We start from the raw sequence: 13,776 nt of genomic DNA on the forward strand, positions 1-13,776 counted from the left end.
CTTTCGCCTTTGGCCCTTCGCCTTTAGCCGCTTTTTCTATTTTTCCCTGGTCAGCGCCACCGCTTCACGCAGGTCGATCGCCCCGGAGTAGATCGCCTTGCCGGTGATCACCCCGCTAACGCCGGAGGACTCGATCGCCATCAGGCGGCGGATATCATCGAGAGAGGAGAGCCCGCCGGAGGCGATGACCGGGATACTGATCGCCTCGGCCAGAGCTTTCGTTGCCTCGATGTTCGGCCCCTGCATCATGCCGTCCCTGGCGATGTCGGTATAGATGATCGCCTCGACGCCGAAACCTTCCATCTCTTTGGCCATTTCAGCGGCTTTCTTCTCCGTCACGTCGGCCCAGCCGCGCACCGCCACCAGACCGTCCCTGGCGTCGATGCCGACCACGATCTTACCCGGAAACATCCTGCAGGCCTCGGCGACCAGCGCCGGATTCTCCTTGGCAACGGTGCCGAGAATGACCCGGTCGATGCCGAGTTCAAGATAGGCCTCGATGGTCTCCAGGTCACGGATACCGCCGCCAAGTTCGCTGGGAATATCGATCGCCTCGACAATCGCCCGGATCGCCGCTTTATTTTTCGGCACCCCGGCAAAAGCCCCGTCCAGGTCGACGATATGCAGCAGTTCTCCTCCCTGCTCCTGCCAGACAAGTGCCTGGGCGGCGGGATCGTCGCTGTAGACGGTGTCCTTCTCCATCAGCCCCTGTTCCAGACGGACACAGCGGCCTTCCTTCAGATCGATGGCGGGTATGATGAGCATGATGAAAAATCCTTTTTACGGCCACCAAGGCACCAAGATCACCAAGGAAACCGATAAGCACGAAGTTTTCAATGAAACCAGAGTCGGCAATCCTGAACTAATCCATTCTGCCTTCCTGCCGTTGAGCGTATAGAATGTTTTGACTTTCTTGGTGTCCTTGGCGCCTTGGTGGCAGCCTTTCAAATCTCTCCGAAATTCCGAAAAATCCGCAGCCCCACCGTCTGACTCTTCTCGGGATGGAACTGGGTTGCCAGAATATTGTCGTGGCGGATCGAGGCGCAGAACTCGACCTCACCGTAACGACAGCTGGCGGCGACATCGTCGTCATTGGCGGCCCGACAGTAGTATGAATGAACGAAATAGACAAAGCTCTCGTCATCCACCCCGGCAAAGAGCGGCGACGGTTTCTTCAGGAATGTTTTGACTTTCTTGGTGTCCTTGGCGCCTTGGTGGCAGCCTTTCAAATCTCTCCGAAATTCCGAAAAATCCGCAGCCCCACCGTCTGACTCTTCTCGGGATGGAACTGGGTTGCCAGAATATTGTCGTGGCGGATCGAGGCGCAGAACTCGACCTCACCGTAACGACAGCTGGCGGCGACATCGTCGTCATTGGCGGCCCGACAGTAGTATGAATGAACGAAATAGACAAAGCTCTCGTCATCCACCCCGGCAAAGAGCGGCGACGGTTTCTTCAGAAGCAGGTTGTTCCAGCCCATGTGCGGGACCTTGAGGCGCTCGCCGTTCTCGATCATTCCCGAAGGGAAACGCACCACCCGACCGGGGATCAGTCCCAGCCCCTGGTGGCGCCCGAACTCTTCACTCTCATCGAACAGCATCTGCATACCGACACAGATGCCGAGCAGCGGCTTGCCGCTTTCCACATGGGCAAGAAGAGGCGCGACGAAGCCGCCCTTTTTCAGGTTGGCGATACAGTCGGCGAAAGCGCCGACACCCGGCAGCACCAGCTTGTCGGCACTGGCGATATCCGCCGGGTCGGCGCTGACCCTGGCCGCGAAGCCGAGCGACTCAAAGGCTTTCTCGACACTGCGCAGGTTGCCCATTTCATAGTCAATAATGGTAATCATAGATCTCAAAAAGCGGCTGAAGGCTAAAGGCCAAGGGCCAAAGGAAAAAGGAAAAAGCTTTCACCTTTTGCCCTTAGCCCTTTGCCGATTTCGGTTTATTCCAGCTTGCCCTTGCTCGACAACACCCCGTCAATACGCGGATCAAGCCCGCAGGCCTCGTCGAGAGCGCGGGCGAAAGCCTTGAAGATCGCCTCGATAATGTGGTGCAGGTTGTCGCCGTAGGCGAGGTTGACATGAACATTGACCCCGCCGTGGTTGCAGAAAGCGGTGAAAAATTCCTCGACCAGCTCGGTCTCGAAATTGCCGACCTGCGCCTTGGGAATATCGACGTTGAAAACCAGGTGCGGCCGACCGGAAAAGTCGAGAATCACCGAGGCCAGCGACTCGTGCATCGGCATGGTGCCACGTCCGTAGCGGCGGATGCCGATCTTGTCGCCGAGCGCCTGTTTGAAGGCCTCACCAAGGGCAATGCCGACATCCTCCACCGTGTGGTGGGCGTCAATCTCCAGGTCGCCATGGGCCGCCACCCGCAGGTCAAAAAAGCCGTGGCGGGCGATCTGTACCAGCATGTGGTCGAAAAACGGCACCCCCGTGTCGACGGCATGCTCACCGCGACCGTCGAGAGCCAGTTCGATGCGGATTTCGGTTTCATTGGTCTTGCGGTTGATAGTTGCCTTGCGCATGGGGGTCTCCCGGGCTCAGAGTAAAATCAGTTTCGCCACCCGCTCGCGATGCTCGCTCAAGACGCCAAGGACACCAAGAACATCAAAAAAACAATTCGGTTTTCTTGGTGCCCTTGGTGACTTGGTGGCCTGAATTTTCCTTAGCTTTTCTTCTCCAGCCGTTTGCTCACCGATTTCGCGTGCGCCTCCAGCCCCTCGAGCGTGGCGATGCGTTCGATGGCGCCGCCGAGGCGTTCGAGACCCGCCCGCGAGAAGGAGACGATGCTCGACTTCTTGACATAGTCATCGAGAGACAGCGGCGAGAAAAAGCGCGCCGTGCCCCCGGTCGGCAGGGTGTGATTGGGCCCGGCCAGGTAATCACCGGCCGCTTCCGGGGTATTGTGGCCCATGAAGATGGCACCGGCGTGGCGGATCCGCGGCAGCAGGCCGAAGGGATCGGCAACCGCCAGCTCCAGGTGTTCCGGCGCGATGCGATTGGAAAATGCCGCCGCCTCGTCGAGGTCGCGGGCGACGATGATCGCCCCGTAATTGTCGATGGAGCTGCGGGCGATGGCCTCGCGCGTCAGTTCGGAAAGCTGACGATCGACCTCGGCCGCGACCGCCGCCGCCATCTCCCGGCAGGTGGTCACCAGCACCGCCGAGGCGAGTTCGTCATGTTCCGCCTGACTGAGCAGATCGGCGGCGATGTGCGCGGCTTCGCCGCTGCCGTCGTTGATCACCAGGATTTCGCTCGGGCCGGCGATCATATCGATATCGACCTGGCCGAAAACCAGCTTCTTGGCGGTCGCGACATAGATATTGCCCGGGCCGGTGATCTTGTCGACCCGCGGCACGCTCTCGGTGCCGTAAGCCAGCGCGGCTACCGCCTGGGCGCCGCCGACCCGGAAGATGCGGTCGACACCGGCAATTCGCGCCGCCGTCAGGACGTGCGGATTGGCCACCCCGTCCGGCATCGGCACGGTCATGATCACCTCACCGACCCCGGCCACCTTCGCCGGCACGGCGTTCATCAGCACCGAGGAGGGATAGGCGGCCTTGCCGCCCGGCACGTAGATGCCGACCCGGTCCAGGGGGCGCACCAGCTGGCCGACCAGCAGGTCATCCTCGTCGGTCGACAGCCAGGTTTCCTGCTTCTGCTTGCGGTGATAGACAGCGATTCGTTCCGCGGCCAGCTTCAGGTCGGCGTAGGCCTGCGGCTCGACCGCCGCGCAGGCGGCCTCGATCTCAGCCTCGCTCACCTCGACGCTGCCAGCGTCGAGCTGCAGACGATCGAAACGGGCGGTCAGCTCGAAGAGCGCGGCGTCGCCGCGCTGCCGGATGTCGGCAATGATCTGCTTGACCGTCTGTTCAATCCCTTCGGGAATGTCCTCGGCCCGCTGTTCGATCCTGCGGAAAGCCCCGTCAAACCCCGGATCGCTGAATTTGAGAATCTGCATCATGTTTTTCCTTGCACCCAATGCCCGGCGCCCGGCCTATTGCGATATCCGCACCTCGTCGGCGATAACCGCCTCGAGATCGGCGATGATCCGGCTGATGCGGCGATGCTTGGTCTTCAGGCTGGCGCGGTTGACAATCAGCCGGGTGGTGATCTCGGCGATGGTTTCGACCTCGACCATGTTGTTGGCCTTGAGGGTGCCGCCGGTCGAAACCAGGTCGACGATCCGCTCGGCAAGCCCGACCAGCGGCGCCAGTTCAATCGAGCCGTAGAGCTTGATCAGTTCCACCTGGATGCCTTTGGCGGCAAAATAACGTTCGGTGATATTGGGATACTTGGTCGCCACCCGGATATGCGACCAGCTGGAGGGGTCATCTTCGCCGCGCAACGCTTTCGGTTCCGCGACCACCATCCGGCAGTAGCCGAATTTCAGATCGAGCGGTTCGTAAAGATCCTTGCCCTGCTCCAGCAGGGTGTCCTTGCCGACCACCCCGAGGTCCGCGCAGCCGTACTCGACATAGGTCGGCACATCGGTGGCCCGCACCGCCATGAAACGGAATTTCTGCTGCGGATTTTCGAAGACCAGTTTGCGGGTCCCCTTTTCATTCATCTCCGGGCAGGTGATGCCGATCCGGCCGAACAACTCCATCGAGTCCTGCATGATCCGCCCTTTGGGAAGGGCAAAGGTGATCCAGTCGCTCATGATTCTCAAATCCTGTCAACGAACATGAAGTATTCAATCTAACTTGAAATCAGCCTGTTTGGCAAACGGGACAACGGGCAGGTCCATCAAGACTCCTTGACCCGGCGGATCTCCGCCCCCAACCCGGCCAACTTCTCCTCAATCCGTTCGTACCCCCGATCAAGGTGGTAGATACGGGAGATACGGGTGGTGTTCTCGGCCGCCAGCCCGGCAACGATCAACGAGGCGCTGGCGCGCAGGTCGGTCGCCATCACCGGGGCCCCGCACAGTCCTTCTATCCCCCTGACGGTCGCGGCATGGCCGTCGACACTGATATCCGCCCCCATGCGCTGCAGTTCGCAAACATGCATGAAACGATTCTCGAAGACATTCTCGCTGATCACGCTGGTGCCCTCGGCCAGGCACATCAGGGCCATGAACTGGGCCTGCATATCGGTCGGAAACCCGGGATGCGGACTGGTCTTGATCGAAACCGCCCGCAGCCGTTCGGGGCCGCGAACCCGCAGTCCGTCCGCCTCGGCAACAATTTCAACACCGGCCTCGCGCAATTTGGCGAGCAGCGCCTCAAGATGTTCGGCACGCGCACCATGAACCAGCACATCACCACCGGTGACCGCCGCGGCGGCGAGAAAGGTTCCGGCCTCGATGCGGTCGGGCATGGTGCAATGCTCGTAGGGAGCAAGGTCATCCGCCCCCTGAATATGAATGGTATCACTGCCGGCGCCTTCGATCCGGGCCCCCATCTTGACCAGGGCCTCGGCCAGATCGATGATCTCCGGCTCCCGGGCGGCATTTTCCAGTACCGTTTCGCCCTCAGCCAGAGCGGCGGCCATCAACAGGTTCTCGGTTCCGGTCACCGTCGGGATATCAAGATAGATGCGCGCCCCCTTGAGCCGTTCGGCGCGCGCCTCGACATAGCCGTGATCAAGGGTGATTTCGGCACCCATCGCCTCCAACCCTTTCAGGTGCAGATTGATCGGCCGAGCACCGATGGCACAGCCACCGGGAAGACTCACCCGCGCGTGACCGAAGCGGGCTGTCAGCGGGCCCAGGGCGAGAACCGAGGCACGCATGGTCTTGACCAGCTCATAGGGCGCCTCAACCGACACCAGGCCGCGGGTGTCGATCCGCAGGGCAGAACCCTCCCGCTCGACTTCGGCGCCGAAAATTTCCAGCAATTTGCCGACGGTGGCGATATCGCGCAACTGTGGAACGTTGCCGAGCCGGCTTTCGCCGGAAGCCAGCAAGGTGGCAAACAGCAGCGGCAGGGCGGCATTCTTGGCGCCACTGACATCGATTTCACCTCGCAGCGGTCGCCCACCCTTGATTTCGATCTGGTCCATGGGATAAAAGCGGGCGCTGGGCACCGGGCACTGGGCGCCGGGCCAGATTCGCCTCGATTCCTTCTATGCTGAGTGCTGATGTTTTTTCCGGCCGCCGACGACGCGGGGAATACCGGCATAGTCGTCACGGACAAAGAGTTCATCCAGCCCGGCCGCGGCGAACAGGCCCCGAACCGCTTCGGCCTGGCCGATGCCGATTTCGACCAGCAGCCAGCCGCCGGCCGCCAGGCAATCGGTCTGACCGGCCAGCGCACGGTAGGCGTCGAGTCCGTCGGGACCGCCGTCGAGCGCCTCGACCGGTTCGAAATCCCTGACCTCGGGCATCAACCCGGACAGATCCGCGTTCGGGATATAAGGCGGATTGCTGACGATCATCCTCCACGGCCCCGACGGCAGATCCCGCAGATCCCCGGTCAGCCAGGTGATCCGCTCCGCCAGACCGGTCGACTCGGCATTGCGAGCCGCCAACTGCAGAGCCGCACCCGAACGATCGAGACCGGTCAGACGCAACGCAGGCTTCTCACCGGCCAGTGCCAGGGCGATGCAGCCGCTGCCGGTACCGACATCGAGAACCGCAGCGGCGCTGTCGGGGAGCCGCTTCAGGGCCTCTTCAACCAGAATCTCGGTATCGGCCCGCGGTACCAGCGCCTCCGGTCCAACCTGAAGATCAAGGGTCCAGAAGCCGGTATGGCCGATAATGTGCTGCAACGGTTCACGCTGAGCCCGGCGCCGCACCCTCTCGCGATAGGCCGCCAGTTCGCTCTGCTGCAGAGGACGATCGAAATTCAGGTAGAGACCGACCCGGTCAAGATCGAGAAGATCGCACAACAGCAGTTCGGCATCAAGACGGCCATTCTCGACACCCCTGGATTTAAGATGCGAGGCCGTCCATTGCAGGACCTTGAGAAGCGTCCAGGGTTCTGTCAATCACCCCTCCTGACCGGCCAGCAGTTCGGCCTGGCGGTGCGTTACCAGGGACTCGATCACCTCGCCCAGATCTCCCTGCATGATCTGCTCAAGCTTGTAGAGGGTCAGCCCGATACGGTGGTCAGTACAGCGCCCCTGGGGGAAATTATAGGTTCGAATGCGCTCACTGCGATCACCGCTGCCGACCTGCGATTTGCGGTCAGCCGCCTGCCGGGCCTGTTGCTCGGCCTGCATCTGGTCGTAAAGACGTGCCTTCAGGACCTTCATCGCCCGCGCCTTGTTCTTATGCTGGGATTTTTCGTCCTGGCAGGAGACCACCAGCCCGGTGGGAACGTGGGTCAGGCGAACCGCGGATTCGGTCTTGTTGACGTGTTGACCGCCGGCGCCGGACGCACGAAACAGGTCGATGCGCAGATCGGCGGGATTGATCTCGATATCGACGTCCTCGGCTTCGGGAAGCACCGCTACGGTACAGGCGGAGGTGTGAATACGTCCCTGGGCCTCGGTCTCCGGCACCCGCTGCACCCGATGGGTACCACTCTCAAAGCGGAGGCGGGAATAGACCTTGTCACCGCTGACCAGGGCCACGACTTCCTTGAAACCACCGGCATCGGACTCGGAGGCGCTGAGCAGTTCAACCTTCCAGCCGACCTTCTCGGCGTACCGGCTGTACATCCGGAACAGGTCGCCGGCAAACAGGGCCGCCTCATCACCGCCGGTCCCGGCGCGGATCTCGAGAATGACATTCTTCTCGTCATTGGGGTCACGCGGCAAGAGCAGCAGCTTCAGCCGTTCGGCCAGCGCGGACATTTCAGTCTCCAGCGCCGGGATTTCCTCCCGCGCCATCTCGCGCATCTCCGGATCACTGTCCCTGAGCAGTTCACGGTTGCCTTCAAGCTCTTCGCCGACCTTCTTGTAGCGGCCGTAGATGCTGACGATTTCTGACAGGTCGGCGTGTTCCCGACTCAGGGCCAGGTAACGTTGCCGATCGTTGACAACGGCGGGGTCGGCCAGCAGACCTTCGACCTCACGGAAACGGTCTTCGACTTCATCCAGTTTATGAAACATCGCGGGTCCGTATCCTGGCTTCAGAGGTTGGCGTATTCATCCCGCACCTCCCTGATGGCGCCGCAGGTCATCGATCCCTCCGGACAGGCGGCCTGCAGACAACCTGGACCCGCCGCGGCAAAGATCACCGGGGCAGCCCGCCGGACGAGGCGCAGCATCTCTTTGGCCATGGCGCGAATCTCCCACTGCGCCCGCCGACAGCAGCGCAAATGAAAAAAGTGATGCAGTTCGCGCGCGTTCATGGTCATCACCAGTTTGGTTTCAACGGCATTGGGCAGCACGAAACGCGCGTCCTCGGCCGGCACTCCGGCCTCAAGCAGGCGGGCATAGACTCGTCCGGCCTCGGACATGAAGGTTTCGAAAACTTTACGCAACTCGGGGCTGGCGGCAATCGAGTCGGGCAGCACCGCCGGAAAATTCTCGGCGCTGGACACATAACGCTGGCTCTGTTGAGAAAAGGAGGCGATTCGATGCCGCACCAGTTGGTGGGAACAGGCCCGGCTGATGCCTTCGATACCGAACGTGAACGAGGCATGTTCCAGCACCGAAAAGTGGCCGAGCTTGAGAATTTTTTTCAGCAGCAAAGCCTGATCCTCGGCCTCCTTGGCCAGCAACTGGTCGATATCGGCGGCCGAGTAGCAAAGGCGGGCGGCGGCGGCGCAGGCGCGCTCCGGATCGGGAGTATGGGTCAGCAGCTGTACACGCATGGAAGGAAGTACCCCGCGGCACTCCCGTCGGTCGGCAAGCGACACCAGCCGCCGACCGGCAGGCGATGCCCGCAAAGAGCGGACCCGAATCCCGCGGGCGGCATTCGGGCGGAAAAAAGAAGCGGCCCGGCGGGCCGCTTCCAGGCGTTACTTGTTCTGGCCGTATTTTTTTCGGAACCTTTCGATCCGCCCCGCGGTATCGATCAGTTTCTGCTTGCCGGTAAAGAACGGGTGGCAGGCCGAGCAGATTTCCGTGGTGATATCGCTGCCCTTGGTCGACCGGGTTTCAAAAGTGTTGCCGCAGTGACACTTGACGGTCACCGCCTCGTACTTGGGATGAATGCCTTCTTTCATGATCTGGACTCCTTGTGCCTGGCTTCTGTACAGGCGGATATTTACACCGTTCTCGGTGAACGGTACTAACTAGCATCTTTGCAGGTTTTTTGCAACCGGGAATCGACACCGGAAACCGGCTCGGCGACGCTGGAGAAAAAGACTCCGCAAACGAGCCGGGATGCCCCGCAGACGGACCGATCAGCGGGCTACTTGCCCATATTGTCAAGAAATTCCTGGTTGCTCTCCGCCTCGCCCAGCTTGTCGAGCAGGAAGTCCATGCTGTCGACCACGTTCATGCTCGACAGCACCTTGCGCAACAACCAGATGCGCTGCAGGGCGCCCTCCTCGACCAGCAGCTCCTCGCGGCGGGTGCCCGACTTGTTGATGTCGATGCAGGGAAAGGTCCGCTTGTCCATCAGCCGGCGATCGAGATGCAGCTCCATGTTGCCGGTGCCCTTGAACTCCTCGAAGATGACCTCGTCCATCTTGCTGCCGGTATCAACCAGGGCGGTGGCGATGATGGTCAGGCTACCGCCCTCCTCGATATTGCGCGCAGCGCCGAAGAAGCGTTTCGGCTTATGCAGGGCATTGGAATCGACCCCGCCGGAGAGGATCTTTCCGGACGGTGGCTGAACGGTATTGTAAGCCCGCGCCAGGCGGGTGATGGAGTCGAGCAGGATGACCACGTCGCGCTTGTGCTCAACCAGGCGGCGCGCCTTCTCGATGACCATCTCGGCGACCTGGACGTGGCGGGTGGCCGGTTCGTCGAAGGTCGAGGAAATGACCTCGCCGTTGACGCTGCGCTGCATGTCGGTCACCTCTTCCGGACGTTCATCAATCAGCAGCACGATCAGGTAGGTATCGGGATGGTTGGTGGTGATCGAATTGGCCATATTCTGCAGCAACATGGTCTTGCCGGTACGCGGCGGCGCGACGATCAGGCCCCGCTGGCCCATGCCGATCGGTGTCACCAGGTCGATCACCCGCGCCGGCATGTTGTCAGCGGTGGTTTCCAGAATCAGTCGGCGCTCCGGATAAAGCGGCGTCAGGTTGTCGAACAGAGTCTTGTCGCGGGCAACCTTGGGATCCTCGAAGTTGACCTCGGCAACCTTGAGCAGGGCAAAATAACGTTCCCCTTCCTTGGGCGGCCGGATCTGACCCGACACCGTATCACCAGTCTTCAGGTTGAAACGGCGGATCTGCGACGGCGAAACGTAAATATCATCCGGCCCCGGCAGGTAGTTGGCATCGGGAGCACGCAGAAAACCGAATCCATCGGGCAGGATTTCAAGCACTCCCTCACCATAGATGGCACCATTCTTCTGGGCGGTCGAGTTGAGGATGGCAAAGATCAGGTCCTGCTTGCGCATCCCCGAGGCCCCTTCGATCTTCAGGTCCTTGGCGATCGCGGAGAGATCACCAATCTTTTTCTCTTTCAGCTCTTTCAGATTCATCGAGACTCCTCGTAGCCACCGGCGACGGCATCGGGCGCCGATCCCCTGATGACAGGGGCGACGTACAGGTTGACGGCAGGTGCTTTTTTCCGGGCATACGGCCCTGTTGACATAGGTTAGATTATTTTGAAATCGGCTTTATTCTGGGAAAAATATAGGTCTTTATTATGGTGGGTGCGGCAGTCACCGTCGGATACGATACACAGTATAACAATCGCCGGACGGCAGACAAGCAACGCTTGAGTAAATTTTATTCTTCTTGTTCGACCCGAACCAACCCGGTCAACTCCGGTGAACAGGCAATCAATGAATCAATCAGGCAGGATGCCCAAGTAGACGGACAAACCACTATTAACCCGCCGCCGGATCGATTGTCAATCAGAAAACGGCAGCGGATCTTTCTCCGGCCTACCGCTACCACAGTCCCAGCAACCCGGAACCAAGCGAACTGCTCAGATGTTCGAAGAGATCAGCATAAGGCTTCGGATAACTGTCGTTGCTGAACAGGTTGCTTTTTTCTTCACTCAGAGTCCGTTCCAACCCCGGCAGGGTGATATCCCTGATCTTGACCTGGTCAGTCTTGTTGTAAAAGGCCTCGTCAAAGTCAGGATACTGCAGATCGAGGAATGTTTCGCTGCCCTCGCCGGGATACTCCCAGACCACCTCGCCATCCGGCAACACGACCATCGCCTGAACCTGAATGGTCTGGTAACTCGCTTCAAGGTAACTGAGCAGGGTTCGGTCACGACGGCTTTCAACCCGGTCGAGACCATTGAAAATGACAACCAGCAGACCGTCAACGACGTGATCGGCGCACAAGGACGCCACCGCGGCACGATTGAAACGATACTTGCGATAAATGCGGCTTCCCTCCCCCTCGATGCTCTGTCCGGCGATCAACTGCCGGAAGAGACTGTCGGGAGATCCCTTCACATCCCTGACATCGAAATAGCTCTTTTCCTTGCGCAGCATGTCAACCAGGCGCTGTTCCTTGTCGACATTCTGGCGCCGCAGTAGCGCCAGGATCTTGTCTCCCTGCGGATGGTTCGGCAAAGACCCGGGATCAACCAGCAGCGGAACCACCCCCAGGGTCTTGACCTTGCTCTGGTATTCCTTTTTCGGCAGCAGGTAGCTCCCCCCGGAACAACCGGTCAACAGCAGAATCAGCAGCAGGGCAAATACGCGAACCATAGTCATCTCCTCTTTTCGGCATCGACAGATGAAGAAAGGAACAGCCGAAAGCGATTATAACGGAATTTTCCTGGAGAGGAAATCAGTGGTTCCCCCTCGATGCGACCAGCGGAATCCGATGTTCTCCTCCCCTCTTGACAGCACAGCAATCCTGCAGGATGCTAACGAACTGCGGAATGGGCACGATGCTATTCTGTAAACGGGCCATTGCCCGAATTCATTGAAATCTGTTATTGGAAGGAGAGCCCCATGAACATCCTGTCCCGTCCCCTGCTGATCTGTTTCTTCTGCCTGACCCTGCCCCTGACCGCCTCCGCCGCCACCCTGCAGCCGCTCGGCATCAAAGACGCCGCCACCCTGGCAAGCGGCACGGGTGAGTTGCGTTTCGGCATTGCCTACCTGTCCGACAGCTACCTGCTGTTTCAGCGGCAGGGCAGCGACCGTACTCAGGTTTCGGTTCCGGAACTGGACCTGACCCTGGGTCTCGGCAAGCGGATCGAGGTCGAGGCGATCTACGAACTGCTGCTGCTCGACGAAACCGGCCGGGACTCGGATATCGGCAGCGGGGATCTGCGGCTGGCGACCAAGATCAACCTGATCCAGGAAGACCTGCAGCTGCCGGCCATCAGCCTGCGCGTCGCCACCAAGCTTCCCAACGCCAGCCGAACAGACGGTTTCGGCACCGACGAGGCCGACAATTTCATCGACCTGCTGGTATCACGCACCTTTCCGACATTCAGTCTGCACACCAACCTCGGGCTGGCGATTCTCGGCGACCCGAACGACAGGCAGGATGACAAGCTGCATTACGCCTTTGCCGTCAGCTACCCGTTACCGGCCCACAACCTCAACCTGCTGGCCGGCATCGAAGGCTACGACTTCGGTCCCGACAACCTCAACGACCGCGGCACCCTGACCGCCGGAGCGCAGATCCGGCTCGGCGGCTCCACCATCGATCTCGGCGCCTCGGTCGGATACCGCAGCCGCAGTGAAGACTGGGGCCTGCGGGCCGGACTCACCACCCCGTTCGACCTTCCCGAGGGATGGTAACCGGGTCACATCTTCGGGAACAGCGGGGAATACTCCTGACGTCAAAGAAAGACGCCCCCCAGCGAAGCAACTCCGCCGGCGGAGCCGATTTCAGTTCCGCCGGCACTTTTTGTCCCAGAAACTCCAGGGCCGCCGCCAGCCAATCCCCCGCGGCATGAACGTCCAGCGGCAGAGAACCATGGCGCTTGCTCAACTTTTCGCCGTCGGCAGCCAGGGCCAGGGGCAGGTGAAGGTAATCCGGCACCTGCCAGCCGAGGCACTGGTGCAGGTAAATCTGCCGCGGCGTCGAACCGAGCAGATCGGCACCACGCACCACCTGGCTGACGCCGCAGTCATGGTCGTCGATCACCACCGCCAACTGGTAGGCGAAAAGACCGTCGGCGCGGCGCAGAACAAAATCCCCAACCACCGTCGCCAGGTGCTGCTCGACAACACCGAAAACCAGGTCACAGAAAGTAACCGCCTCGGCCGGCACCCGCAGCCGTTCAGCCCGTGGCCGACGACCGGGAGGAAGCCCGGCTCGGCAGGTCCCGGGATAGACCGGTCCCTCCTCCCCGGCATGGGGAGCACTGGCCAGCACCTCCCGGCGACTGCAGCCGCAATCGAAGACCAGGCCACGACCGCGCAGCTCGTCCAGTACCTGCCGATAGCGCTCATCCCGCCGGCTCTGCCAGAGGACCTCCCCGTCCCACTCGAAACCGCACAACTCCAGGGCACGCAGGATCTCGTCCGCTGCCCCGGGGATCACCCGCGGCCGGTCCAGATCCTCCATGCGCAGCAGCCAGCGTCCTCCGATGCGGCGGGCCAGGCAATAACTGCCGACCGCCGCCACCAGCGAACCGAAGTGCAGCGGCCCGGTGGGACTCGGCGCGAAACGACCGACGTATTCAGTTGTTCCGAAATCCTGATTCACACCTCACACCTCACACCTCACACCTCACACCTCACACCTCGCACCTCGCACCTCGCACCTCGCACCTCGCACCTCGCACCTCGCACCTCGCACCTCGCACCTCGCACCTCGCACCTC

Annotated in this window: 15 protein-coding genes; 1 reads left to right on the forward strand and 14 read right to left on the reverse strand. The window is 60.9% G+C overall.

Annotation, left to right across the window (positions count from 1 at the left end):
• Positions 1 to 36: 36 nt before the first annotated feature.
• The 13 genes from hisA to B5V00_RS15380 form a co-directional block, all read right to left on the reverse strand.
• The gene (hisA, locus tag B5V00_RS15320; protein WP_085011681.1) at positions 37 to 765 is read right to left on the reverse strand and encodes a 1-(5-phosphoribosyl)-5-[(5-phosphoribosylamino)methylideneamino]imidazole-4-carboxamide isomerase; all 729 of its coding nucleotides are present in this window, start codon (positions 763 to 765) and stop codon (positions 37 to 39) included.
• 179 nt (positions 766 to 944) lie between these two features.
• The gene (locus B5V00_RS15325; RefSeq protein WP_281249720.1) at positions 945 to 1,229 is read right to left on the reverse strand and encodes a glutamine amidotransferase-related protein; all 285 of its coding nucleotides are present in this window, start codon (positions 1,227 to 1,229) and stop codon (positions 945 to 947) included.
• On the reverse strand, positions 1,226 to 1,849 hold the full coding sequence (hisH, locus tag B5V00_RS15330; protein ID WP_085011682.1) for an imidazole glycerol phosphate synthase subunit HisH: 624 nt from the start codon (positions 1,847 to 1,849) through the stop codon (positions 1,226 to 1,228). Before hisH ends, B5V00_RS15325 begins: the two co-directional genes overlap by 4 nt.
• Positions 1,850 to 1,944: 95 nt before the next feature.
• A complete protein-coding gene (gene hisB / locus B5V00_RS15335) occupies positions 1,945 to 2,532 on the reverse strand; it encodes an imidazoleglycerol-phosphate dehydratase HisB (RefSeq protein WP_085011683.1) in 588 nt (195 codons plus the stop codon).
• A gap of 140 nt (positions 2,533 to 2,672) precedes the next feature.
• Entirely contained in the window at positions 2,673 to 3,968 is a 1,296-nt protein-coding gene (hisD, locus tag B5V00_RS15340; RefSeq protein ID WP_085011684.1) for a histidinol dehydrogenase, read from the reverse strand.
• A gap of 36 nt (positions 3,969 to 4,004) precedes the next feature.
• Entirely contained in the window at positions 4,005 to 4,670 is a 666-nt protein-coding gene (hisG, locus tag B5V00_RS15345; RefSeq protein WP_085011685.1) for an ATP phosphoribosyltransferase, read from the reverse strand.
• An 86-nt stretch (positions 4,671 to 4,756) separates the two neighbouring features.
• Entirely contained in the window at positions 4,757 to 6,013 is a 1,257-nt protein-coding gene (gene murA / locus B5V00_RS15350; RefSeq protein WP_085011694.1) for a UDP-N-acetylglucosamine 1-carboxyvinyltransferase, read from the reverse strand.
• 63 nt (positions 6,014 to 6,076) lie between these two features.
• The gene (gene prmC / locus B5V00_RS15355; RefSeq protein ID WP_085011686.1) at positions 6,077 to 6,940 is read right to left on the reverse strand and encodes a peptide chain release factor N(5)-glutamine methyltransferase; all 864 of its coding nucleotides are present in this window, start codon (positions 6,938 to 6,940) and stop codon (positions 6,077 to 6,079) included.
• The gene (gene prfA / locus B5V00_RS15360) at positions 6,941 to 8,008 is read right to left on the reverse strand and encodes a peptide chain release factor 1 (protein ID WP_085011687.1); all 1,068 of its coding nucleotides are present in this window, start codon (positions 8,006 to 8,008) and stop codon (positions 6,941 to 6,943) included. It lies immediately after the preceding gene.
• A gap of 20 nt (positions 8,009 to 8,028) precedes the next feature.
• The gene (thyX, locus tag B5V00_RS15365; protein WP_085011688.1) at positions 8,029 to 8,715 is read right to left on the reverse strand and encodes an FAD-dependent thymidylate synthase; all 687 of its coding nucleotides are present in this window, start codon (positions 8,713 to 8,715) and stop codon (positions 8,029 to 8,031) included.
• Positions 8,716 to 8,862: 147 nt separating this feature from the next.
• Entirely contained in the window at positions 8,863 to 9,069 is a 207-nt protein-coding gene (gene rpmE, locus B5V00_RS15370) for a 50S ribosomal protein L31 (RefSeq protein WP_085011689.1), read from the reverse strand.
• A 188-nt stretch (positions 9,070 to 9,257) separates the two neighbouring features.
• Positions 9,258 to 10,505, reverse strand: a complete 1,248-nt coding sequence (rho, locus tag B5V00_RS15375; protein ID WP_085011690.1) for a transcription termination factor Rho — start codon at positions 10,503 to 10,505, stop codon at positions 9,258 to 9,260.
• A gap of 414 nt (positions 10,506 to 10,919) precedes the next feature.
• Complete coding sequence (locus B5V00_RS15380; protein WP_085011691.1) at positions 10,920 to 11,696, reverse strand: hypothetical protein; 777 nt, start codon at positions 11,694 to 11,696, stop codon at positions 10,920 to 10,922.
• Positions 11,697 to 11,945: 249 nt separating this feature from the next.
• Here B5V00_RS15380 and B5V00_RS15385 point away from each other — a divergent pair, with 249 nt between their 5' ends.
• Positions 11,946 to 12,746, forward strand: a complete 801-nt coding sequence (locus B5V00_RS15385; protein WP_085011692.1) for a transporter — start codon at positions 11,946 to 11,948, stop codon at positions 12,744 to 12,746.
• Here B5V00_RS15385 and gluQRS read toward each other — a convergent pair.
• On the reverse strand, positions 12,712 to 13,659 hold the full coding sequence (gluQRS, locus tag B5V00_RS15390) for a tRNA glutamyl-Q(34) synthetase GluQRS (protein WP_085011693.1): 948 nt from the start codon (positions 13,657 to 13,659) through the stop codon (positions 12,712 to 12,714). The genes B5V00_RS15385 and gluQRS overlap by 35 nt on opposite strands.
• Positions 13,660 to 13,776 lie beyond the last annotated feature (117 nt).

Origin of the sequence: Geothermobacter hydrogeniphilus, from assembly GCF_002093115.1 — a bacterium.
Taxonomy (GTDB): domain Bacteria; phylum Desulfobacterota; class Desulfuromonadia; order Desulfuromonadales; family Geothermobacteraceae; genus Geothermobacter_A; species Geothermobacter_A hydrogeniphilus.